21 protein-coding genes are annotated in these 21,476 nt (G+C 69.8%); 6 read left to right on the forward strand and 15 right to left on the reverse strand.

Going from position 1 to position 21,476, the window contains the following annotated elements; genetic code table 11:
* Nucleotides 1-38: 38 nt before the first annotated feature.
* Both RJT50_RS09440 and RJT50_RS09445 read right to left on the reverse strand, forming a co-directional pair.
* Nucleotides 39-509 (reverse strand): PUA domain-containing protein, encoded by a 471-nt coding sequence (locus RJT50_RS09440; RefSeq protein ID WP_313690997.1) that lies wholly within the window; start codon nucleotides 507-509, stop codon nucleotides 39-41.
* Nucleotides 506-1,003 carry a LabA-like NYN domain-containing protein gene (locus RJT50_RS09445; protein ID WP_313690999.1) on the reverse strand — a complete coding sequence of 166 codons (498 nt, stop codon included), beginning with the start codon at nucleotides 1,001-1,003 and terminating at the stop codon, nucleotides 506-508. The genes RJT50_RS09440 and RJT50_RS09445 overlap by 4 nt, the downstream gene beginning before the upstream one ends.
* Nucleotides 1,004-1,158: 155 nt before the next feature.
* On the opposite strand from RJT50_RS09445, the gene RJT50_RS09450 reads away from it, so the two are divergent.
* From RJT50_RS09450 to RJT50_RS09465, 4 genes are all read left to right on the forward strand, one after another.
* Nucleotides 1,159-2,124, forward strand: coding sequence for a PhzF family phenazine biosynthesis protein (locus RJT50_RS09450; protein WP_313691000.1), 966 nt, complete (start codon nucleotides 1,159-1,161; stop codon nucleotides 2,122-2,124).
* A gap of 182 nt (nucleotides 2,125-2,306) precedes the next feature.
* A complete protein-coding gene (gene ppsA / locus RJT50_RS09455; protein WP_313691001.1) occupies nucleotides 2,307-4,670 on the forward strand; it encodes a phosphoenolpyruvate synthase in 2,364 nt (787 codons plus the stop codon).
* 97 nt (nucleotides 4,671-4,767) lie between these two features.
* Entirely contained in the window at nucleotides 4,768-5,835 is a 1,068-nt protein-coding gene (gene mfnA, locus RJT50_RS09460) for a tyrosine decarboxylase MfnA (RefSeq protein WP_313691002.1), read from the forward strand.
* Nucleotides 5,836-5,956: 121 nt separating this feature from the next.
* Nucleotides 5,957-6,496, forward strand: a complete 540-nt coding sequence (locus RJT50_RS09465) for a YqaA family protein (RefSeq protein ID WP_425499725.1) — start codon at nucleotides 5,957-5,959, stop codon at nucleotides 6,494-6,496.
* 252 nt (nucleotides 6,497-6,748) lie between these two features.
* On the opposite strand, the gene RJT50_RS09470 is transcribed toward RJT50_RS09465, so the two are convergent.
* The 4 genes from RJT50_RS09470 to RJT50_RS09485 form a co-directional block, all read right to left on the reverse strand.
* On the reverse strand, nucleotides 6,749-7,807 hold the full coding sequence (locus RJT50_RS09470) for a DNA-methyltransferase (RefSeq protein ID WP_313691003.1): 1,059 nt from the start codon (nucleotides 7,805-7,807) through the stop codon (nucleotides 6,749-6,751).
* Between the two features lie 62 nt (nucleotides 7,808-7,869).
* On the reverse strand, nucleotides 7,870-8,214 hold the full coding sequence (locus tag RJT50_RS09475; RefSeq protein WP_313691004.1) for a winged helix-turn-helix transcriptional regulator: 345 nt from the start codon (nucleotides 8,212-8,214) through the stop codon (nucleotides 7,870-7,872).
* A gap of 62 nt (nucleotides 8,215-8,276) precedes the next feature.
* Nucleotides 8,277-8,549 (reverse strand): DUF7964 domain-containing protein, encoded by a 273-nt coding sequence (locus RJT50_RS09480; protein WP_313691005.1) that lies wholly within the window; start codon nucleotides 8,547-8,549, stop codon nucleotides 8,277-8,279.
* A gap of 6 nt (nucleotides 8,550-8,555) precedes the next feature.
* Complete coding sequence (locus tag RJT50_RS09485; RefSeq protein WP_313691006.1) at nucleotides 8,556-9,032, reverse strand: YbaK/EbsC family protein; 477 nt, start codon at nucleotides 9,030-9,032, stop codon at nucleotides 8,556-8,558.
* A 293-nt stretch (nucleotides 9,033-9,325) separates the two neighbouring features.
* Between RJT50_RS09485 and metG the strand changes: the two genes are divergently transcribed.
* Entirely contained in the window at nucleotides 9,326-11,443 is a 2,118-nt protein-coding gene (gene metG, locus RJT50_RS09490; RefSeq protein ID WP_313691007.1) for a methionine--tRNA ligase, read from the forward strand.
* A 28-nt stretch (nucleotides 11,444-11,471) separates the two neighbouring features.
* Here the strand turns inward: metG and RJT50_RS09495 are convergent, their stop codons facing one another.
* A complete protein-coding gene (locus RJT50_RS09495; RefSeq protein WP_313691009.1) occupies nucleotides 11,472-12,653 on the reverse strand; it encodes an MFS transporter in 1,182 nt (393 codons plus the stop codon).
* Nucleotides 12,654-12,753: 100 nt separating this feature from the next.
* Here RJT50_RS09495 and RJT50_RS09500 point away from each other — a divergent pair, with 100 nt between their 5' ends.
* Complete coding sequence (locus RJT50_RS09500; RefSeq protein WP_313691010.1) at nucleotides 12,754-12,924, forward strand: HVO_0758 family zinc finger protein; 171 nt, start codon at nucleotides 12,754-12,756, stop codon at nucleotides 12,922-12,924.
* 24 nt (nucleotides 12,925-12,948) lie between these two features.
* On the opposite strand, the gene RJT50_RS09505 is transcribed toward RJT50_RS09500, so the two are convergent.
* From RJT50_RS09505 to RJT50_RS09540, 8 genes are all read right to left on the reverse strand, one after another.
* Nucleotides 12,949-14,037: an aldo/keto reductase gene (locus RJT50_RS09505; RefSeq protein WP_313691011.1), complete on the reverse strand. Its 1,089-nt coding sequence runs from the start codon at nucleotides 14,035-14,037 to the stop codon at nucleotides 12,949-12,951.
* Nucleotides 14,038-14,098: 61 nt separating this feature from the next.
* Entirely contained in the window at nucleotides 14,099-15,268 is a 1,170-nt protein-coding gene (locus RJT50_RS09510) for a DHH family phosphoesterase (RefSeq protein ID WP_313691012.1), read from the reverse strand.
* A gap of 61 nt (nucleotides 15,269-15,329) precedes the next feature.
* Complete coding sequence (locus RJT50_RS09515) at nucleotides 15,330-16,229, reverse strand: SDR family oxidoreductase (RefSeq protein WP_313691013.1); 900 nt, start codon at nucleotides 16,227-16,229, stop codon at nucleotides 15,330-15,332.
* Nucleotide 16,230: 1 nt separating this feature from the next.
* Nucleotides 16,231-16,656 carry a DUF5791 family protein gene (locus RJT50_RS09520; RefSeq protein WP_313691014.1) on the reverse strand — a complete coding sequence of 142 codons (426 nt, stop codon included), beginning with the start codon at nucleotides 16,654-16,656 and terminating at the stop codon, nucleotides 16,231-16,233.
* An 88-nt stretch (nucleotides 16,657-16,744) separates the two neighbouring features.
* A complete protein-coding gene (locus RJT50_RS09525) occupies nucleotides 16,745-19,795 on the reverse strand; it encodes a DUF7286 family protein (protein ID WP_313691015.1) in 3,051 nt (1,016 codons plus the stop codon).
* Nucleotides 19,792-20,640, reverse strand: a complete 849-nt coding sequence (locus RJT50_RS09530) for a DUF7284 family protein (RefSeq protein WP_313691016.1) — start codon at nucleotides 20,638-20,640, stop codon at nucleotides 19,792-19,794. The genes RJT50_RS09525 and RJT50_RS09530 overlap by 4 nt, the downstream gene beginning before the upstream one ends.
* The gene (locus RJT50_RS09535) at nucleotides 20,637-21,029 is read right to left on the reverse strand and encodes a DUF7285 family protein (protein ID WP_313691017.1); all 393 of its coding nucleotides are present in this window, start codon (nucleotides 21,027-21,029) and stop codon (nucleotides 20,637-20,639) included. The genes RJT50_RS09530 and RJT50_RS09535 overlap by 4 nt, the downstream gene beginning before the upstream one ends.
* The gene (locus RJT50_RS09540; protein WP_313691018.1) at nucleotides 21,004-21,474 is read right to left on the reverse strand and encodes a DUF7283 family protein; all 471 of its coding nucleotides are present in this window, start codon (nucleotides 21,472-21,474) and stop codon (nucleotides 21,004-21,006) included. Before RJT50_RS09540 ends, RJT50_RS09535 begins: the two co-directional genes overlap by 26 nt.
* Nucleotides 21,475-21,476 lie beyond the last annotated feature (2 nt).

Consider the following 21,476-nt stretch of genomic DNA (forward strand, 5'->3'; position numbering starts at 1 on the left):
TTCCCCGGCCGTCGAATCGAAGCCGTCGTCCCGACAGATCACTCCGACCCGGCACCGTCGCGGACCTTGACGGCCATCCCGGCGTCGAAATCGAGCATCCCTTCGGCCGACAGTTCCGCCCGGCCGACGCCGAGCAGGTCGCCGTCCTCGTGGACGACCGCCACCTCGTCGTGCGGCCTGACGGCCGGGTCGACCTCGGCGACGAACTTCGCGAACACGTTCTTCCCCTCGCGCACGAACGGCGCGCTCTCGTCGCCGACGACGACGCTGTAGGCCGGGTGGTCGAGCGCCGCACGGAGCCGCCTGCCGCCCTCCAGTCCCAGCGTGAACCGGCCGTCGGTCCGGTAGGAGACGACCCGGCCGCCGTCGGCGACGACCTGCCGCGGGCGGCCGCTCGTCGAGCGCCGCACCTCGACGTCGTCGTCCGGAAAGAGCGCCTCGCCGGCGGTCGCACCGAACTGGTAGTCCGCGACGGTCCGCAGGTCCGCGATCGTGGGGATCGAACTCACAGCAGGAACGTCTCCTCTCGCTCGCCCATGTCGAGGAACGCGTCGGCCGACTCGATCAGTTCGGTCGCGGTCGAGGAACCGAAGCTCATCACCTCGACGCGGACGCCCTCGTGCCGGAGATGCGAGCAGAGCCTGGCGAAGTCGCCGTCGCCCGAACAGAGGACGACCGTGTCCACGTGGTCGGCCAGCGAGACCGCGTCGAGGCTCATGCCGAGGTCCCAGTCGGCCTTCTTCGAGCCGTCGCCGAACGTCTTGATGTCCTTGATCTTCGTCTCGAAGCCGATGTCCCGCAGCGCCTCGAAGAACGACTCCTCCTCGGGGGAGTCCGCGCGGATGACGTAGGCGATCGCCCTCGTGAGAACCCTGTCCTGCACAGCCTTCTCCAGCATCGTCGAGTAGTCGATGTTCCGCGAGTAGACGCTCTGTGCGGAGTGATAGAGGTTCTGCGAGTCGGCGAGCACCGCCACCCGCTGGCCGCCGTGAATCTCGGTCATCGGGTTCGAGATGTGGGACCGGCGGTTTAGTCGTGTCGGGGTCCGCTCGACCACGTACCACGGAGTTCAGCCACACCGGGTCGGCTCGGTTTCGTCATCGGGGTGGCCGTCCACGGACACGTAGCGTTTTATCCGATGGCGCCACAGGTGGACGCATGACCGACCCGGACCGGCGCGAGGCGTGTCTCGTGGACGCGTTCACGAGCGAACCGCTCGAGGGCAACGCTGCCGGCGTCCTCACCGACGCCGCCGGCCTGAGCGAAACGCAGATGCGTGCGGTCGCGCGCGAACTCGCCGTCAGCGAGACGGCGTTTCTCACGCCCTCCGAGGCGGCCGACCGGAAGGTTCGCTACTTCTCGCCCGCCGCGGAGGTCGACCTCTGTGGCCACGCGACCGTCGCCGCCCACGCGCGCCTGTTCGAGACCGGCGAGATCGACGCCGGGAGCCACACGCTGGAGACGAACGTCGGCGTCATCGACGTCGAGGTGACCGAGGACGGGGTCGTCAGGATGACCCAGAACGAGCCCACGGTCGTCGAGGTCGACGAGTCCTACGAGCGGGTCGGCGAGGCGCTGGGCTGTGATCCGAACGTGTTCCGCGACGTTGGTGCCGAACTCCCCGTCGCCTACGCCAGCACCGGCCTCCCGTTCCTCGTCGTCCCGACGAACTTCCTCGAACAGCTTGGCGACATGGATCCCGACCCGGAGGCGGTCGCGGCGCTCGCGGACGAGCACGACGCCGCCGGCGTCTACGCGTTCACCTTCGACACTCTCGACGCGGACGCGACGGTCCACGGCCGCTGTTTCGCGCCGGGAATCGGCATCCTCGAGGACCCCGTGACCGGTACCGCGTCGGGCGCGTGCGGCGCGTACCTCGACCACTTCGCCGCGTTCACTGGCGGGTCGAACGAGATTTCCGAGCGGGCGAGCGGGGACGATCCGGAGTCCGGGACGCCCGAGGAGATGCTGTTCGAGCAGGGCCACTACGTCGACCGACCCGGGACGGTCAGCGTCCGCGCGGCCGGCGGGGGCCCACCGTCGATCGGCGGCGACGCGGTCACGTCGTTCACGGGGCAACTCCGGGTTCCCCCGAGCGACGACGACGACATCATCGAGGCGTAGCTCCGATTCGGGCCGCCGTCGTTCGGTTTCGGTGACGTCCTCCCGTCGAGTTCGTCGCCGAGTCGTCCAGGTAGTCGATCCCTACCCGGACTGACCGTACACTCGCCTCCGAGTAGTTTTTTCTGCACCGTTGCGCGGGTCGGAACCTTCTTTAGCGAGTCGGCGGACCCCACGAACACGAAATGGCTGTACTTTGGCTGGACGACGTGTCGGCCGGCGACCTGGAGACGGTCGGCGGCAAGGCGGCCTCGCTGGGCGAACTCACCGGCGCGGGCCTCCCGGTCCCGCCGGGCTTCGTCGTCACCGCCGGAACGTACCGCACCTTCATCGAGGAGGCGGGCATCGACGAGGAGCTGTTCGCCGCGATGGAGATCGACCCCGAGGACAGCGCCGAGCTGAAGGCCGCCGCTGAGACCGCACACGACCTCATTCTGGGAACCGACCTCCCCGACTCCGTCGCCGACGAGATCCTTGAGGCCTATCGGACGATGGGCGAGGGGGCCGAGGCGTTCGTCGCCGTCCGCTCCTCGGCGACCGCCGAGGACCTCCCGGACGCCTCGTTCGCGGGCCAGCAGGAGACATTCCTCAACGTCCGCGAGGACGCGCTCATTCAGCGCGTGAAGGAGTGCTGGGCGTCGCTGTTCTCCCAGCGCGCCATCTACTACCGCCAGCAGAAGGGGTTCCCGCACGACGAGGTCGACATCGCGGTCGTCGTCCAGCGGATGGTCGACGCCGACGAGTCGGGCGTCATGTTCACCAGCCACCCCTCCACCGGCGAGCCGCAGATCATCATCGAGGCCGCATGGGGGCTCGGCGAGGCGGTCGTCTCCGGCTCGGTCTCGCCCGACAACTACGTCGTCGACCGCGAGACCGCCGACGTCGAGGAGGTCACCGTCGCGGACAAGAAGCTGATGATGGAAAAAGACGCAGAGACGGGCGAGACCGTCGAGCGCGAGGTGCCGGACGACAGGCGCGAGCAGCGCGTCCTCTCGGACGGGGAGATCGAGCGCCTCGTCGAGCTCGGCCGGAAAGTCGAGGACCACTACGGCGACCCCCAGGACGTCGAGTGGGCGATCTACGACGGCGACGTCTACATGCTCCAGTCGCGGCCCATCACGACCATCTCGGACCCGGCCGGCGTCGACGACCGCGACCGCCAGGGCGATCCGGCCGGCGAGGCGGCGTCGACCCCCTCGACCGCCGCCGCGGCCGCGGGTGGCGCGAACGGCACGGGTGCGACCGACGGCGGCGCCGGCGGCTCGGGCGACGACGAGGTGTTGCTCCGCGGGCTGGGCGCCTCGCCGGGCATCGTCTCGGGCGCGGTCCGGATCGTCACGAAGCTCGACCACCTCGACCAGGTCGCCGAGGGCGACGTCATCGTGACCGAGATGACGATGCCCGACATGGTGCCCGCGATGAAGCGCGCGGACGGCATCGTCACCGACGAGGGCGGGATGACCTCCCACGCGGCCATCGTCTCCCGTGAACTCGGCGTCCCGGCGGTCGTCGGGACGGGCTCTGCCACGCGGACCCTCCAGGACGGCCAGACGGTGACCATCGACGGCGACAAGGGGACGATCCGGAGGGGTTCCGCCGCGGAGCGCGGCGTCGAGGAGCACGAACCCGTCGAGGCGATGCGCCCCGAGACGCCGGTCAAGCCGATGACCGCGACGGAGGTGAAGGTGAACGTCTCCATCCCGGAGGCCGCGGAGCGCGCCGCCGCGACGGGCGCGGACGGGGTCGGCCTGCTCCGTATCGAGCACATGGTGCTCTCGCTCGGCAAGACGCCCGCGAAGGTCATCGCGGACAGGGGCGCGGACGCGTACGTCCAGGAACTCGTCGACGGCATCCGGACGGTCGCCGAGGAGTTCTACCCGCGACCGGTGCGAGCCCGGACGCTCGACGCGCCGACCGACGAGTTCCGCGACCTCGAGGGCGGCGAGGACGAGCCCGACGAACACAACCCGATGCTCGGCTGGCGTGGCGTCCGGCGGTCGCTCGACAAGACGGACGTGTTCGAGAAGGAACTGCGGGCGTTCCAGGAGCTGTGGGAGATGGGGTACGACAACCTCGAACTGATGCTCCCGCTCGTCAACGACGCCGAGGACGTCCGGGGGGCAAAGTCGATCATGCGCGACGTGGGCATCGACGTGGACAAGCAGCGCTGGGGCGTGATGATCGAGACGCCCGCCTCCGCGCTCTCCATCGAGGAGATGGCCGCGGAGGGCATCGACTTCGCGTCATTCGGCACGAACGACCTCACCCAGTACACGCTCGCGGTCGACCGCAACAACAGCAACGTCGCGGACCGGTTCGACGAGCTTCACCCGGCCGTGCTCGAACTGATCGCGGAGGTCGTCGGCACCTGCCGGGAACTCGACGTCGACACCAGCATCTGCGGGCAGGCCGCGTCCAAGCCCGCGATGGTCGACTTCCTCGTCGAGGAGGGTATCACCTCCATCTCGGCGAACATCGACGCCGTGCGCGACGTCCAGCACGAGGTGAAACGCACCGAACAGAAGCTCGTCCTCGACTCCGTTCGCTGAGGACGAAGTGAGCCGACCTTGATCAACGGCGGCCGGCCGGTGGGCCGCTCGGGCCGAAACGGAACCGCTATACGGCAACGAACCGTCCGGATTTCGTATGCAGCAGCCGGTCGGCGAGGCGCGCCCGCAGTCGTTCGATCGCGTCCTCTCGTCGATGTGTACCGACCCGCACCCCGCCGCCCGTGCGGCGGCCGAACGGTTTCTCGCGTCGAACCCCGGCGACCCCGGAACGTACGGCACCGTCGCGGACCTGGAATCCGACGCCGTCGTCGCCCTCGGCGAACTGGCGGGGCTCGCCGACCCGAACGGCTACGTGACCAGCGGCGGCACCGAGGCCAACGTCCAGGCCCTCCACGCGGCCCGGAACCTCGCGGACGCGACGGACCCCAACGTCGTCGCACCGGAGTCCGCACACTTCAGCTTCACCAAGGCCGCCGAACTGCTGGGCGTCGAACTCCGAACCGTTCCCACCGACGAGGACCACCGCGCGGACGTCGACGCCGTCGCGGCCGCCGTCGACGACGACACCGCGCTCGTCGTCGGCGTCGCCGGAAGCACGGAGTACGGCCGGGTGGACCCGATTCCCGCGCTCGCCGACGTCGCCGCCGACGCCGGTGCCCGCCTCCACGTCGACGCCGCCTGGGGCGGCTTCTACCTTCCGTTTACCGACGCAGTCTGGGACTTTTCCGTCGAGGCAGTCGACACGCTCACCATCGATCCGCACAAGGTCGGCCGGGCTGTCGTGCCCGCGGGCGGCCTCCTGGCGCGGGAGACCGAGACGCTGGACGCGCTCGCGATCTCCACGCCGTACCTCGAAACGCCCTCGCAGGCGAGCCTGACGGGCACGCGTTCGGGAGCGGGCGTGGCTTCCGCCGCCGCGGCACTCCGGGAACTCTGGCCCGACGGCTACCGGGTCGAGTACGAGCGCGCCGCCGGGCTCGCCGACTGGCTCGCCGACGAGCTTTCCGACCGGGGTCACGCCGTCGTCGAGCCGGAACTCCCGCTGGTCGCGGTCGACCTCCCGGACGAGGCGTTCGGGGCGCTTCGGGACGCCGGCTGGAAGCTCGCTCGGACGGGGTCCGGCGAGGCCAGGATCGTACTCATGCCACACGTCAGCCGGTCGATGCTGACCGAGTTCCTGGCCGATCTGGACCGGCTGGCCTGAACCGTCGGAGTTTACTGTCGGCGCGCGTCAGGGACGCGTACTACACGTGTCCCCGTTTCTCACCTCCCTCGCGGAACTGCACGTTGCGACCGGAGGGGTCCACCTCCCGCTCGCGTCCGTCCTGCCGGACTTCGGCCTCGAATCGGTCGTGGAGTCCGCGACGGGCTGGGGCGGACTCGGCATCATCTTCGTCTACTCGTTCCTGATCGCCTTCGCCCTGCCGGGGGTGAGCGAGATCGTCCTGCTCGCGCCGATCGACCTCGGGCTGGGACGGGTCGGACGGCTCTCGGCCATCATCCTGGTCTCGGGAGTGGGAAAGGCCGCGGGCTCGGTGTTCGCCTTCCACATCGGCCAGGAGGCCAAGGATTCGGGGCCGGTCATCCGCTGGCTCCGGAACTCCCGGTTCGACGTCATCGAGTGGTCCGAGTCCCGGACCGTCGAGATATCACGGAAGTACGGCTACGCCGGCCTCGCGCTCGCGCTCTGCGTGCCGTTCTTCCCGGACACCGTCTCCATCTACGCCTTCGCGGTCCTGGAGCGTGACTACCGGAAGTTCGCGCTGGCGACGTTCGTCGGCAGCGTCGGCCGTCTGCTGGTGACGCTGGGCATCTGGCGCGTCGGCACCGACGCGATCGCGCTCATCGAAGCGCTCATCGCGTGAAACCAGTCGCCGGCGCGGTCGCCGTCTCGGACTCGACCGGGCGGACTCATCCTCGTCGAACCTCGCCGGATCGACCGCCGGGTCGGAACCGAAGTGAGTCTCCGGTTCGCACTCCAGTACTGCGATTCATTCGGCGAATCTTTCAGGACAGTTCTCCTCCTACCGGATCGTACGCCCGGGTCCGACGGAGCACGCCGGTGAAATCGGGGCCGCTTCGGAAAGAACCGCCGGACTGCGAGTCGAATCGGAGACTCACGGCTCGGTCAGCGGGACGTGTGAGACGCGGAACCCGCCGGGAACGGGCCGTACCTCGTCGACGTCGTAGAGGCGAATCGACCGCTCCCCCTTCGTGACGACCCCGAAATCGTAGTGGGTCGACTCGTACCCGGGCGTGTCATCCCGGCCGCCGAGGAACTCGCGGTGCTCCGAAAGTCGCCGCCGTCCCCGAGTTCGTGCGCGCTCCGGCAGCCCGTCGAGCCGGTTCACGAACGCCGGCGGGAACCCCGGGTCGCGTTCGATGCCGACCGAGTTTCGGGCCGTCGCCATCGCCGCGAGCGTCGTCGTTCCGGTCCCCCAGAACGGGTCGAGGACGGTGTCGCCGTAGACGGAGAACATCGACACGAGGCGGTAGGGGAGTTCGAACGGGTACGCCGCGGCCCGTTCGCGGGGCGCCGCCTCGCCGAGCGCCTGGCCGGTGCCACGGAGGTCCTCCCAGACGTCGGAGAACCACCGGTTGCGCTCCTCCCAGAAGTACGCCGCGCCGTAACGGTCGGCGTCGTGCGGCGGGAAGCCGCGGCGGTCACCCTTCCGGAACACGAGCACGTGTTCGTGTTCGAGCGTCACGTACGCGTTCGGCGGCAGCGTCCCCGACCCCATGAACTTCGTCGGCGAGTTGGTCGGTTTTCGCCAGAGGACCCCGGGGAGCTGGTCGAACCCCAGCTCCGCGAACGCCTCGGTGATCCGGGCGTGATTCGGGAACAGGCGGAACCGGTCCGCGAGCGAGCGGGTCGCGTCACCGACGTTGACGCAGACGACGCCGCCGGGTTCGACGACCCGGTCCAGTTCCGCCCACGCCCCGTCGAGGATCTCGTGCATCCGCTCGAACGCGTCGTCTGCCTCGCCCGCCGCCAGCGCGTCGCCGATGGCGGGATCGAGCGCGGCGAACGTCCCGTCCCACTGCTCGATCATCGGGTAGGGCGGGGAGGTGACGGCGAGTTGCACGCTGTCGGCCCGGAGCGGGAGCGACCGGGCGTCGCCGACGCTCGTGACGTGGCTCGTCCGTCTCCGATCGGGTTGCTCCGGGGCGGTCATCGACCCGAAACGGTCGCCCCCTGCGGATAAATCCGGCTATCCCCCGTTCGACGCCGCGTCCGTCACTGCTTGCAGGCGTCGAGCCACTCGTAGGCCCAGTCCTCGATCTCGTCGAGCACCGGCCGCAGGGACTCCCCCTTGTCCGTCAGCGAGTAGAACGTGGCGACCGGCGCGTCGGGTTCCATCCGTCGCGCGACGAAGCCGAGTTCCTGGAGGTCGTCGAGCACCCGCGAGAGCGTCCGTGCGCTCGCGTCGGTCGAACGTTTCAGCTCGTTGAACCGCTTTTCGCCCTCCTGCAGGTCGTGCAGGACGACGAGTCGCCACTGGGAGCCGAGCTGTTCGAGCGCGTCGATGACGGCACACGGGCCGGTCTCGTCTCCCTCGAGGAACTCGCTATCGGCAGCCATGCGAGCGGCTATGCCGTGGGGCTACATAGGGGTTCGGTTGCGAACCGGGTATCAGCGCGACACTACTCCCGCTTCGTGTCCCAGTTCTTCAGCGCGTCCCGAACGGCAGCCAGGTCCTCCGGTTCGCCGGCTTCACGGCGATCGACGACGGTCCAGCCGTCCCGATCGTCGTAGGCGAGGCCGTAGATCGTTCCGCCGATCTGCATCGCGAACGCCCCGATTTCGCCATCTGCTACCCCGAGCAGCGCGGCCTCGACGACGCCGTCGGCGTCCCTGAGCGCGTCCAGTTCCGCGGCGCGAAGCGGACGGGTCGGAAGCGATTTGATATAGCGCAATGTGATTTATGCACTGCCGAAGGCGTCGACGGGGGTCGGATCCGCGAGACGCTCCAGTTCGTCCGGTTTCAGGGGGAAGACGGCCTCCGGCGTCCCCGCCGCGGCCCAGACCTGGTCGTGAGCGAGCAACGACTCGTCGAGATACACCGGCACGCGCTCCTCGTGGAGGAACGGGGGGACGCCGCCGATGCTCCAGCCGGTCGCGGCCTTGACCTCGTCCGGGTTCGCGGTCCGGACGTCGTCGGAATCGAGTTCCGACGCCAGCCGTTCCTCCGAGACCCGGTTGTCGCCGGCGGTCAACACGACCACGACGTCGTCGTCGGCCACGAACACGAGGCTCTTGACGATCTGTCCCACGTCACAGTCGATGGCGGCCGCCGCGTCGGCGGCGGTCTTCGTGCCCTCGGGGAACTCCTCGACCCGTACGTCGAACCCGAGTTCGTCGCTCGCCCGACTGGTGAATCGATCTGCGGTCGGATGCATGGTCGGTGGAGGTCGTTTCGTGCCGAAATACCCGGCGGACACGGCAGGTACCGACCGCGGGGTTTAGGTTCCTCCTTCACCTTTCGTTACTCGATGAACTGCTCCCCGACGCTTCCCATGCGTATGCGAACGCACCCCTTCTAGCGCCGAGCGGAGCGTCCGACCCCGACCGATCCCGACCGGATCCGACGGGTGAGTCGTGAACGCCGGCGTCCACGCACCGACGACCGACCGACGGGCGAGGGGTTCGCCCGATTCGGCGGGCTTTAGGCCCGCATCCACGACACACGACCATGAGCCACGAGGAGTTCCCGACGGACACGCCGGCGGTGGTTACCTGCGGGTTGCCGTACGCGAACGGCGACCTGCACATCGGCCACCTCCGCACGTACGTGGGCGGCGACGTCTACTCGCGCGCCCTCGAATCGCTCGGCCAGCGAACCACGTTCGTCTCGGGGTCCGACATGCACGGCACGCCCGTCGCGGTCAACGCCGAGAAGGCGGGCACGGATCCCGAGTCGTTCGCCCTGGACTGGCACGAGCAGTACGAGGAAACGTTCCCCCGCTTCGACGTCGAGTTCGACAACTACGGGCACACCCACGACGCGACGAACACCGACCTCACGCGCGAGTTCGTGCGGACCCTCGAGGAGAACGGCCACGTCTACGAGAAGGAGATCAAGGTCGCCTACGACCCGGAGGCCGACCAGTCGCTTCCGGACCGCTACGTCGAGGGAACGTGCCCGTACTGCGGGGCGAAGGCGCGAGGCGACGAGTGCGACGAGGGCTGCGGCCGGCACCTCGAACCCGGCGAGGTCGAGAACCCACGTTCGACGGTCACCGGCAACCCCGCGGAGTACCGCGACCAGACCCACAAGTTCTTCCGCGTCTCGGCGTTCAAGGAGTACCTCTCGGGCTTTCTTGACCGGCTCGAAGGGACCTCGAACGCGCGAAATCAGCCCCGCGAGTGGGTCGAGGGCGAGCTCCGGGACTGGTGTATCACCCGTGACATGGACTGGGGCATCGACTACCCCGAGATCGAGGGCGAGGAGCCGACCGATCTGGTTCTCTACGTCTGGGTCGACGCGCCCATCGAGTACGTCTCCTCGACGAAGCAGTACTCCGAGCGCGTCGGCGCCGACGAGTACGACTGGGTCGAGGCCTGGCAGGAGGACGGCGAGATCGTCCACGTCATCGGGCGGGACATCATCCAGCACCACACCGTGTTCTGGCCCGCGATGTTGCACGGCGTCGACTACGACGAGCCGCGCGCCGTGATGGCCTCCGGGTTCATGACGCTCGACGGCGACGGGTTCTCCACGTCCCGGAACCGCGCGGTCTGGGCCCGCGAGTACCTCGAGGAGGGGTTCCACCCGGACCTGCTGCGCTACTACCTCGCCACGAACGGCGGGTTCCAGCAGGACGTCGACTTCTCGTGGGAGAAGTTCCGCGACCGCGTGAACAACGAACTCGTCGGGACGGTGGGTAACTTCCTCTACCGCTCGCTGCTGTTTGCACACCGCAACTTCGACGGGACGCCCGACGCCGACGTGTCGCCCGAGGTCGAATCCCGCATCGAGGAAGCCGTCGACGAGTTCGCGGCCGGCGTCAACGACTACTCCGTGCGCGCGGTCGGCAACGCGACCGTCGAGCTCGCTCGCTTCGGCAACGAGTACATCCAGCGCGAGGAGCCCTGGAACCTCGTCGGTGAGGACGAGGAGGCCGCCGCCCAAGTGATCCGCGACTGCGTGCAGCTCGCCAGGGCGGTGGCGGTGCTGTTCGAGCCTGTCGCTCCCGGGAAGAGCCAGGAACTGTGGGAAAAGCTCGGCGAGGACGGCAGCGTTCACGAGGTTCCCGCGGACGCGGCCCTCGAGGCTCCGCCACGCGAGTTCGGCCACCCGGAGGAGCTGTACGAGAAGATCGAGGACGACCGCGTCGAGGAGCTGAACGAGAAGCTGGAGCGACGGGTCGCCGAAGCGGCGGGCGACGACGATGACGCCGAAAGCGACGGGGACGACGACGCCGGAACCGAAACCGATGAGGTGACCGCGTCCGGCGAAGCTGACGTGAGCGAGTTCGAACCGATCGAGTCCGACCGGATCAGCTTCGAGGAGTTCCAGGAGCTCGACCTCCGTGTCGGCGAGATCGTGAGCGCGGAGCCGATCCCCGACGCCGACAAGCTGGTCGCCCTTGCGGTCGACATCGGCGTCGAGACGCGGAACATCGTCGCGGGCCTCAAGCAACTCCACGACGTCGAGGCGCTGGCGGGGACGCCGGTCGTCGTCGTCGCCAACCTGGAGAAGGCGGAGCTGTTCGGCCACGAGTCGAACGGCATGGTGCTCGCGGCGGGCGAGGACGCCGACCTCCTCACCACCCACGAGGACAGCGAACCGGGTACCCGCGTCCGATAGGGCTCCGATTCCCGGTCCCCGCTTGCGGTTACTCCGGCAGTTTCCCGGTCCGGCTGAGCAGGACGAGGACGGCGAGCAGGAGTCCGACCCCGACCCCGCCGGCCGAGAACACGGCGTCGAACGCGAACCCCAGGTCCCGCAGTTCCCCGACCACCCAGGAGCCGCCGGCCTGTACGAACATCATCGTCCCGCTGTACACCGCGTACGCGGAGCCGCGCGTCTCGTCGGGGAGCGTGTCGAGCATGTACGTGTCCATCGCCGGGAACAGCGAGTGGACGACGTAGCCGAGCACCGCGGACGCGAGGAGCACCTGCACGATCCCCTCCGAGACGATGAGTCCGAACAGCGCGAGGACGAAGCCGGCGACGATGCTCAACAGGTACGGGACGTGCGGGAACCGGTCGGCGAGCCGTCCCGAGACGAGAAACGCCGGGACGCCCGCGGCGAAGATGACCGTCAGCAGGTTGCGTTCGAGCACCGGCGGCACCGACTTCGTCCCCATGTACAGCTCGTAGAAGTTGAACACCCCCTGCCAGAGCAATCCGACCCCGCCGAGGATGGCGACGCCCGTGAGGATCGTCCGCCACTCGGCCCGTGCGGCCCCCAGCAGGTCCCGATCCGCGGCACCGGCGTCCGGGAGCGTCGCGGACCGGGCGCTGAAAAAGAGGACGACCGTCACCGTCGCCGCCGCCAGCGCCATCCCGACGAACACGACGCGCCACCGGTCGGCCCCGAACAGCCGCCAGTTCGTCGCCAGCACGACCGTGACCAGCGGCGCGGCGGCGACCGCGGCGAGCTGGCTCGCCGTCCCGTGGATCCCGAGCAGTCGCCCGACGCGGTTGGGAAACAGTTCCGAAACGAGCGGGTTGGCGGCGACGAAGTACGCGCCCGAGGCCAGTCCCATGCCGACGGCACCGACCATCAGCATCGCCAGCGAGTTCGCCGCGGCGATGAACGAGGCGGCGACGGTCAACAGCGCGCCCGCGCCGAGGACGACGTAGTGGCGCGGCCAGCGCGTCAGCAGCCAGCCGGTTGGCACCCGAAGCGCGGCGCTCCCGACCCACGCCATCGTCGCGAGCAGCCCCGCCGTTCCCGCGGTGAGGTCGAACACGGCGATGAACTCCGAGAGGAGCGGCGCGAACACGACCCTCGCCATGTTGACGAGGAAGACCGCGCCACAGAGCGTTCCGAACAGTCGCCCCCTTGACACGGGCGGCCGTTCGACACCCGGTAGGTCAAAGCTTCCGACTCGCCAGTGCGGGCGAAAATCGTGCGCCGTCTTTTTGCCCCTCCCCCCGAAAAGGCCGTTTATGAAGTCGACTCGCAAGGGGCTCCGGGATGGCGACCTCGAGAAGGACAACTACGAGCGGCTGCTGTGTGCCGACTGCGGGGAGTCCCTCAAGACGGAGAACTCCCCGGACGAGGTGTTCTCCGTTCGGATCTGCGCCGAGTGTGGCCGCGAGTGGAAGGAGCTCCGGTAAGCGGCCGCCGAAACGCGAACGGCGCTACTCGAAGATCGCATCGAACGCCGACGCACCCATCGGATCGAAGGTCCCTGCGGCGACGTTCTCGCGGACGTGTTCGACGGTACTCATCCCGACCAGTGCGCCGGTCACCGCCGGCGCGGAGCGGGCGAAGTTCAGCGCGCGCTGTGCCGACGTCTCACCGGCCAGTTCGGCGGCGATCTCCGGGGGGAGCCCCCCGGCAAGCGCCCCCTGGCCGAGGCTGGCGCTGGCGAACACGCCGAGTCCCTCCCGGTTGGCGAACTCCAGCGCGCTCACTCGCTCGTCACCGTGCGTGTGTGACGCGACGTTGAACGCGTCGGCCATTCCGACGTTGAACGGGAGCTGGATCGCCCGCAGGCCGTGGGAATCGACGCCGACGGTCTCGGTCGCGCTTGCCGCCAGTTTCAGCACCCTACCCAGGTCGAGGAACGACTCGTGCTCGCGGCCGACGCGGAACGCCTCCCAGGAGGCGACGCCATAACGGCCGACCTCGCCCGCCGCGCGACGGCGTTCGAGCGCCCGGAAGGCATCTCCTAACTGCTCGTACACGGCCTCGCGGTCCCGCACCGAGAGCTGGGTTTCCGGGTTGTGAACGTAGTAGCAGTCGACAGTCTCGAGGCCGAGGTTCGAGAGCGACCGGTCGAGCAGTTCCTCGAGAAACGCCGGCGCGATGCTGTGGCTCCCGCGTGCGAGGTCCCCGGGGTCGACCAGTCCGGGCTCGACGAACTCCTCGCGGACGTACGCTCCCGGGTCGTCGGGACGCTCGCCGTCGAACGGGACGAACCCGCCCTTCGTCGTCACGACGACTTCCTCCCGCTCGGCCGCGGACTCCCGGACCGCATCTCCGATCACGCGCTCGCTCCGCTGGCAGCGGTAGTTGATGGCCGTATCCACGAGGTTCACGCCCGCGTCGAGCGCGCTCCGAATCGTCTCGCAGTACCGCGAATCGACCGCGTCCGTCGGCTCGCCGAGATACGTGCCCAGGCCGACGCTCGACACGACTCCCCGCCCGAACCGGCGGAAGTAGGTCCGGCCGAACCGGTCGCCGAACCTGTCGCGATAGCTCCACGTTCCCGCTGCAGTCGCCATGGTCTGAAACAGTACGCGACGGGGAAAAGCGCTCCCGATCCGTCGGGCGTCGAACCCGAACCTACACGTCGCCGCTCATCGAGTCGAACAGCCTGTCGAGCAGCGCGTCGCCCCGGGGGGAGGACACCTCGCGCGTGCCGTCGGCCTGGACGGCCGGCGGGATCTGGCCGCCGCCCATCCGGGCGTGACCGCCCGCGCTCGCGTTGGCGAGGTCGCCGACGGCGGCCGCGAGCGTCCGGCCCATGTGGACGCGGTCGTCGCGCGAGCGACCCGACATGTGGACCGTCCCGTCGCGCTCGCCGAGGACGACGACCGCCGTTACCCCCTCGAGGCCGACGAGTTCGTCCGCCGCCTGCGGGATCGCGTCGACGTTCGACACCGCGCCGACGTCGCTGACGGCGAACGAGCCGCGGACCTCGCGTCCGGCGATGGCACGCGCCTTCACTTCCAGCGTCTCCGTGCTGACCTCCGGGTCGGCGATGCGGGTGAGCAGGTCCTCGTCGACGCCGGGATGGAGGAAGCTGGCGGCCTCGAAGTCGGCCGGCGACGCGCCGCGGGTCAGCCGGTTCGTGTCGGAGAGGATGCCGTACAGCAGGCCGGTGGCCGTCCGGGTCGGGAGCGCCTCCCCGTCGACCTCGCTGTCGTGTCGGTCCGGCGGCACCGGCGTCGCGCCCGCGGCCCGGAGATACTCGGTCAGGATGCTCGAACACGCGCCGTACTCCGTGCGTACGTCGGTGAACTCCTGACCCGCGCCGCCGCCGGGGTGGTGGTCGATGACGCACGCCGGGAGGACGCCGTCCGCGCCGGTGAAGCCGCGCGGTTCGTTGTGGTCGACGAGCACGACCGCCTCCGATTCGATCTCGGAGACGTGTTCGAGCTTCTCCATCTCGACGTCGAGCACCGTGCGGAACGCCCTATTCTCCTGTCTGCGGATCTGCCCGGGGAACTGGAGCGCCGCCTCGGTGTCGACGGTCTCGGCCATGCGAGCGACGCCGAGCGCCGAGGCCATCGCGTCGGCGTCCGGGTTCGGGTGCAACAGCACGGCGACCTCCTCGTGCTCGGCGAGCACGGCCGCGAACCGTTTCCCCGCCGGCCGTTTCAGCCAGCGATAGACCAGTCCGCCGGCCACGAGGAGGAGAATCCCGCCGACCACGGCAGCGACCACCTGCTGGTCGACCTGTGAAAGGCCCTCGATGCCGCGGACGAGTTGGCCCCTCACGTCCTGTATCATGTTCGGGGGCTGGAACTGGGATACCAAGAAAGTACTAGACGGTTTCCGCGTGCAACGGACGTTAGTCGGACGACGTCTCGGAGGTTGCTTCGACGGCGCTCCGGTACCCCTCCCGGTAGGTCGGGTACGTCAGGTCGTAGCCCAGGTCGTGCAGCTTCGCGTTCCGACAGCGTTTGCTCGTCCGAACGCGTCGTTCGGCGGCCGGCGAGAGGTCGCCCGCCTCGATTCGCTCCGCCTTCGCCCGTTTTTCCGGACGGGCCACGCGGGCTTCGTCCGCGAGCCAGTCCGCGAAGGCCCACTTGTCGGCGGGTTCGTCGTCCGCGACGAGCACGACTTCCCCGCGGGCCCCGTCAGTTTCGATGAGATGCGCGACGGCCCCGGCCGCGTCCTCGCGGTGGATCATGTTCAGGTAGCCGGCAGTTACCGGGCCCTCGAGATACCGATCGAGCCGGAAGCGGTCGGGGCCGTACAGTCCCGCGAACCGGACGACCGTCCCGTCGATTCCGTGGTCTGCCGCCGACTCCAGTACTAGCCGCTCGGCCTCGACCAGCACCTCGGTCTTTTCGGTCGTCGGGTCCAGCGGCGTCTCCTCGTCGACCCAGTCGCCGCCGTGGTCGCCGTACACGCCGGTACTCGACGTGTAGATCACGCGCTCGGGCGGATCGGTCCGTGAGCCGTACTCCGCGAGCACGTTCGAGAGCCCCTCGACGTACACCTCCCGTGCCGCGTCCGCCCCGCGACCGCCCGTGCTCGCTGCGAACACGAGGACGTCCCCGTCGGGGAGCGATCCGAGCGACGCCGGTTCGGTGACGTCCGCCTCGACGGCGTCCGCTCCGGCTTCGCTGACTGCAGCCAGGCCGGCCGCCGACCTTCGGACGCCCGTCACGTCGTGTCCGTCGGCCAGCAACTGTCGCGCGAGTTCGAGCCCCACGTAGCCACACCCCAGGACGACGACACGCATCTCAGCGCTTGCGCTCGAGGACGAGCGCGTGGATCGACGCCAGTTCGGCGAGCGTGAGTCGCGCTCTGCCTTCCAGCGCCTGCTGGACCTCCTGACCCGTGAGATCCTGGTCGATGTTCGCCGCGATGGTGTCGACGTCGAGGATGGCGGTCACCATCTCCATCATCAGGTGATCGCGCACCTCGAACGCGAGGTCCTCGGCGGGTGCATCCTCCAGGAGCGCCAGCAGCGTCGCAGCCTCGGCGAGTCTGATATCGGCGACGTCGCCGGCCGCGACGGCTTCGACGGTCGCCTCGTCGAGCCCGGTCGCCTCGGCGGTTTCGTCGGGGCCGTACTCCGCCACGACGGCGGCCAGTTCCTCGGCGTAGGCCGCGAGGAGTTCCGCCTCGGTCGCCCCCTCGGGTTCGCCGTGGGCGTCATAGAGCATACCGACCTCTCCCCGCCGCGCGGCCAAAACGGTTGTCACTACGAGGGACATCGTCATGGCGGTCGAGCGGGAACGCGAAGGGAGGCCGTCACGTTGCCACATCGCACCCGGAAACGCCGTCATCCGGGCACGGCCAACCGGCCGAGCGTTCGTCCGCGTTGCCATCGACGTCGCCGACGCCGCCCGCACCGGTCGGAACGGCGACCAGAACGACGGTCTCGGTTCGGAACGAGACCCGCTCGTTTCGTCCGACCAGTTCGGGTTCCCCGTCGCCGTCGGCGTCGAACCGGACGGCGTCGCCGTCACGGACGTATCGGAGAACCGAGCCCGTCCCGTCGGGCGGACCCGTTCGCGCCTCGACGGTGAACCGGGGGTAGTAGCCACGGACTTCGACGCCCCAGACGTTCACGGTCGCGTACCAGTAGCCGGGGACGGGTGCGACCGGCAGTCCTGCCACCACCGGCCCGACCGTCTCGTTCGCGTAGCGATCCCGAATCCGCCGTGCGGCACGGTCCGTCCCGGCCGCGACCGCCTCCCGGACGAGTTCCCTGGCCACCCGTCGTTCCGTCCCGACGGTTTCGTTCGTGAGACTCCGATCCACCGCCACGTTCGAGCTTTTCGCTACGTTCGTCGTGGCGATCCGGAGGCGGAGCGCGAGCCGGTCCCGTTCGTTCGGCGTCATCCGGCTCCGTCGACCGGCCGCGCGTGCGACGGCGTCCGCGTACGTCCCGTTCGTCGCCGCGACCGCTCTCGCCCCGGTCCCGGCGAACTCCGCGTCGGCTTCCCGGAGAACCATTCCCCGGTCACTGGCAGACAGACGTCCCCCGCCTTCGGCTTCGAGCACCTGATTCGCCCGCGCCCGGACCCGTGACATCGACCCGGCCACGGCCGTCGCCAGTTCGTCGCGCTGCCGACGCAACGTTCGGTTCTGCCGCGCGTCCAGCGTGCGATTGGCCCTGATGAGCGCGAGCCCGCCAGTCCGAAGCGACGCGGTCTCTCCCTCGGAAAAGACCGTCTCGGTCACCGCGTCCGCGGCGTCGCCGCTCGGAACGGTGAAGACGTTCGTGTTCCGCGCCGCGAGCGGGTAGACACGGCTCCCGTCCTCGACCCCGTCCAGTCGACTCCCCTCCACCGCGGTCACCGTGAGATAGCTGGGCTCCGTATCGGGCGTCAGGACGACCGGCCCCGCGAGCCGTCCGCCGACCGGTCGGGGCTCCGGCGTGAGGCGATCGGCCGTGACCGAGGCTACGTCGTCGAGGTTCCCGGCGAGTGGGACGCCGCTACCATCGAGCACCTGCCGGAACTCGTCGTTTCTATCGCTCACCCCACCGGCACGCTGGTCGAGTCGAGCGAGCACCCGGTCGACGTACGCCGCCCGTGCCGCGACACGTGCGTTGTCGGCGACGCCGTCGTAGCTGGATGGTGGGGAAACGAGCGACGAACGTCGCTCCCGAATCTCCGCGACGAGTGCGGCAGGGGCGTTGGCGTCGCCGGCCGCGACCGCCTCCCGGTCGACCGTGACCGTCACGTTTCGGATCTCCTCCCGGAGGAAGGCGACGTCGGCGTACACCCACTCGTCCAGTTCGGCCGGTCGGTCCCCCGACAGCGTCACGGTCGTCGTGTCGTCGCGCCCGTGAACGGCCGACCGTGCAAGTTGCTCGATGGTGTTAGAGCCCGCAAGCCGGCCGAGTGCCTCGCCCCTGACGTCCGCGAGGTTCGGCCCGTCGAGCGCACCACCGCGGACGAACGCGGGCGACACGTTCCGGTCCGGCGCGGCGGCCGGCGGGAGATGAGCCGCCTCGATCCGGATTCTGACCTCGTGATCGTCGCGCCAGTGAACGCGGGTCGTCTCGATCCCGGCCGGAGTCCGCCAGGTTCGGACGGCCGTGTGTGTCACCTGGACGGCCACCGTCGTGTCGAGATACTCCCGTGGCGCCTTCGTGGCCGCCCCAGTTCTACCGAGCACCGTCGTCATCGAGTCCCGCCGCTCGTCGAGCAGCGTCACGTTCGGCCCCGGCGGTGACGGCGGCGGCCGGCGACCACGATCCGACGACGTGACGCGTGCCGTTCTGGTGACCTCCGCACGGTAGGCTCGGTCGATCTGGCGACCCATCTTCGAATCGATGAACCCCGCGAAGGCGACGTCTGCGGTGTGGTTCACCCCGACGGCGATCTGAGCATCCGTCGACGAGTTCGCGGGGTGTGGAATCCCGTCGTCCGATCCGCTCCCGCCGGCCGACGCCGCCGACAGCACCGTCTCCGTCCACACGGGCCCCTGTCGTGTGGCGGGGCCGACGAGGTCGGTCATCCCGACCCTGGCGGTCGCTCCGAGGACGCCAGCGCGACCTTCCGGGTCCGCTCGGCCGAACGCCGCACGCTGTTCGCGGAGCGCCGCGGCGTTGGTCGACAGTTCCACGTGCCTGTTTGCGAGCACGTTCTGCACCGGAGCGCCGCCGTACTGTGCAAGCCCTCTCGCCTGCGCGACCGCCGTGAGTCGCCACGTCAACTGTCTCCCGAGCCCCGGACCCTCCAGCGGACTCGCGTTCAGCCGTCGTTCGTACCGCCGTGTCCGTTCGTGCATCGCAAGCACCGGCACCGCGACCGTGACGACGTACGAGGTCCGCTCCGTCGCGACGACCCCGCCGTCGTTGCGGGCGGTCAACGTCACGTTTCGCACCGTGACGGTCATCGCGGTGCCGTCGTCGACGGACCGAACCCGGATGCGGCGTTTCGCCTCGTGGAGGTCCGCAGTCGAGTCGACTGCCGGGAGGCTCGCGGTGGCGACCGTCCGCCCGTCGTCGACCCGCGTCGTGGAGAGCGCTCGGGCGACCGACCCGTGGATCCGGAGTTTCAGGGCGTCCCGAAACGGGTCAGTTCGGTTGAGCGACCGGCCTACTGGGGTATCAGCAGGTTCGATCACCGGGTTCATCGCGGCCTCCCGTGCGGCGGCCGTCGCCGCCGCGCGGACGGCGGGTCGTGCCGAGGACTCGGCCCGCTCCAGCGTCTCGCTCGCCGCCGCGGTGCCGCCGACCGGCCCCGAGAGCGCGAGCGTGTTCGCGTAGGCGACGCTCCCGAGGAGGAGCACGACGCCGACCAGCGCGAACGGGACCCGCGCGCGATCGCTCGACCCAGCCGTCATGGAGCCCACGTCCTGACGACGATGACGACGCGACGGGACCGCTCGATCGACGTCGCGGATCGACCATCACTGGAACCCTCCCGACGGTCGGCATGGATCCGGTCGGCGACGGCCGGCCGGAGTCGGTCGTTCGCGGCGGCCGGACCGCCCGCTCGAAGGGCGTCGAGGGTGTCGATTCCGTAGAGCCGTCCCGCCCGACGATACCGGTGCTCGACGAGCCCCGGAAGGGGCGAGTCGTCCTGCAGAGCGAATCGCAGCTGTTCGGGCGGAAAGAGCGCCCGAACGAGAAACCCCGCGAGCCGGTCCTCCCGATCCGTCGCGCCGACGGTGTCGGTCGTCGTTCCGCCGGCGGCGGACGGCTGCACGCGGACGGGGACGGTCAATCGCGCCGCGTCTACCGCGCGGTCGCCAGGGGGTGCGGGGCCGACGGCGACCCCGCCGTGAACGTGTGACCCGGGGTACGGTTCCCACCTCGCGTCCACGCGCGTCCGAGCCGGCAGCGAGTTCAGCACGGCGCGGTGAACCGCGCGCCGGAACCCGCCGGACGCGTTCGTCAACGACTCACCGTCGATTCGAACGGACCGGAACGCCGCACGAGCGAGCAGTTCCGCGAGCGTCCCGTGGGCGACGCGGTCGAGTTCCCCGCTCGCGGCCGACGACGATGCCGTGTCCCCCGACCCGGGCTGGAGGGTGTAGGAGACGTTCGCGGTGGTCACCGAGAGCGTCTCCGCCGCGGCATCGGCACGGCCCTCCGGTACCGGCGGGTCACGAGCACCGACGACCGTGAGCGCGGCCGCGCTCACGAGGAGGAGACACAGCCCCGCGTCGAGCGCTGTCGCCGTCACGGCCACACCCCCACCTGCAACGTGGCCGATCGGACGGTTCCGGGACGGAGTCGTACGCCGACGGACGTCGAATCCGTGTCCGCGGTTCGTGGCGGTTCGGGCCCGGCCGTCCACCGGTGGTCATCGGACGTGAGCGTCACGTTCACCGAACGTCCGGACGGACCGGCCGTCGGTGCTCGTTCCACTCTCGACGGCTCCGCGATTCCGCCGGTCGTGAGGTGGTCCTCGACGCGCTCCAGCGTCGGCCCCGCGAGGTCGCGGTCGCCGTTCGGGACCGAGTCAGCGAGCACCAGCGCGTAGGCCGTCAGGCCGAACACGATGGCGAGTACGGCGGCCAGCGTCACCGTCGGCTCGGCCTGAGCCCTACCGGACGAGCACGAGCGTCGCATCCTCACCTCCCCAAGCGACGCGTCGAACGATCAGTCGCTTGGCTCCCCGCCAGCCCGGCGGGTCCGTCCGCTCCCCGTCGAGCGCCCGCTCGAACGAGGCCCGGTCGGCGAACACCGCGCTCGGCTCGGACCCGGTGGCGACGGCAGCCAGCGCGCTTCCGGGTGGAGTCGGGACGACCGGACCGAACGCGAACCCTGCGTGGGCGACGCCGGCGTCCGACCGGAGCGTGAGGCCGGTGGACTCGACCATGACCGCGTCCGCGGCGAGCCGGTACTCGACGCTCGCGGGCGGGTCGTGTGCGGCGACCGAATCCACGGCGTTGGCCGCGGCGGTCGCGTCCGGCGGCGGTGCCGTCGGAAGACCGAAGGCCGTGCCGAGGACCGTCGTGGCCACGGCCGCGGTGCCGAGCCAGGCGTACCAGGCGTCCAGCGGGACGTCGAACATGG

Source organism: Halobaculum sp. XH14, from assembly GCF_032116555.1.
Classification (GTDB): Archaea; Halobacteriota; Halobacteria; order Halobacteriales; family Haloferacaceae; genus Halorarum; species Halorarum halobium.

Excerpts from the sequence above, each read along its gene's own strand:
- RJT50_RS09500 (WP_313691010.1), top strand. The coding sequence starts at position 12,754 with ATGAAGTCGACTCGCAAGGGGCTCCGGGATGGCGACCTCGAGAAGGAC.
- metG (WP_313691007.1), top strand. The coding sequence starts at position 9,326 with ATGAGCCACGAGGAGTTCCCGACGGACACGCCGGCGGTGGTTACCTGC.
- RJT50_RS09505 (WP_313691011.1), bottom strand. The coding sequence starts at position 14,037 with ATGGCGACTGCAGCGGGAACGTGGAGCTATCGCGACAGGTTCGGCGAC.
- RJT50_RS09515 (WP_313691013.1), bottom strand. The coding sequence starts at position 16,229 with ATGCGTGTCGTCGTCCTGGGGTGTGGCTACGTGGGGCTCGAACTCGCG.
- mfnA (WP_313691002.1), top strand. The coding sequence starts at position 4,768 with ATGCAGCAGCCGGTCGGCGAGGCGCGCCCGCAGTCGTTCGATCGCGTC.
- ppsA (WP_313691001.1), top strand. The coding sequence starts at position 2,307 with ATGGCTGTACTTTGGCTGGACGACGTGTCGGCCGGCGACCTGGAGACG.
- RJT50_RS09475 (WP_313691004.1), bottom strand. The coding sequence starts at position 8,214 with ATGGCTGCCGATAGCGAGTTCCTCGAGGGAGACGAGACCGGCCCGTGT.
- RJT50_RS09510 (WP_313691012.1), bottom strand. The coding sequence starts at position 15,268 with ATGATACAGGACGTGAGGGGCCAACTCGTCCGCGGCATCGAGGGCCTT.
- RJT50_RS09450 (WP_313691000.1), top strand. The coding sequence starts at position 1,159 with ATGACCGACCCGGACCGGCGCGAGGCGTGTCTCGTGGACGCGTTCACG.
- RJT50_RS09535 (WP_313691017.1), bottom strand. The coding sequence starts at position 21,029 with ATGCGACGCTCGTGCTCGTCCGGTAGGGCTCAGGCCGAGCCGACGGTG.
- RJT50_RS09540 (WP_313691018.1), bottom strand. The coding sequence starts at position 21,474 with ATGTTCGACGTCCCGCTGGACGCCTGGTACGCCTGGCTCGGCACCGCG.
- RJT50_RS09445 (WP_313690999.1), bottom strand. The coding sequence starts at position 1,003 with ATGACCGAGATTCACGGCGGCCAGCGGGTGGCGGTGCTCGCCGACTCG.
- RJT50_RS09470 (WP_313691003.1), bottom strand. The coding sequence starts at position 7,807 with ATGACCGCCCCGGAGCAACCCGATCGGAGACGGACGAGCCACGTCACG.
- RJT50_RS09485 (WP_313691006.1), bottom strand. The coding sequence starts at position 9,032 with ATGCATCCGACCGCAGATCGATTCACCAGTCGGGCGAGCGACGAACTC.
- RJT50_RS09525 (WP_313691015.1), bottom strand. The coding sequence starts at position 19,795 with ATGACGGCTGGGTCGAGCGATCGCGCGCGGGTCCCGTTCGCGCTGGTC.
- RJT50_RS09520 (WP_313691014.1), bottom strand. The coding sequence starts at position 16,656 with ATGCTCTATGACGCCCACGGCGAACCCGAGGGGGCGACCGAGGCGGAA.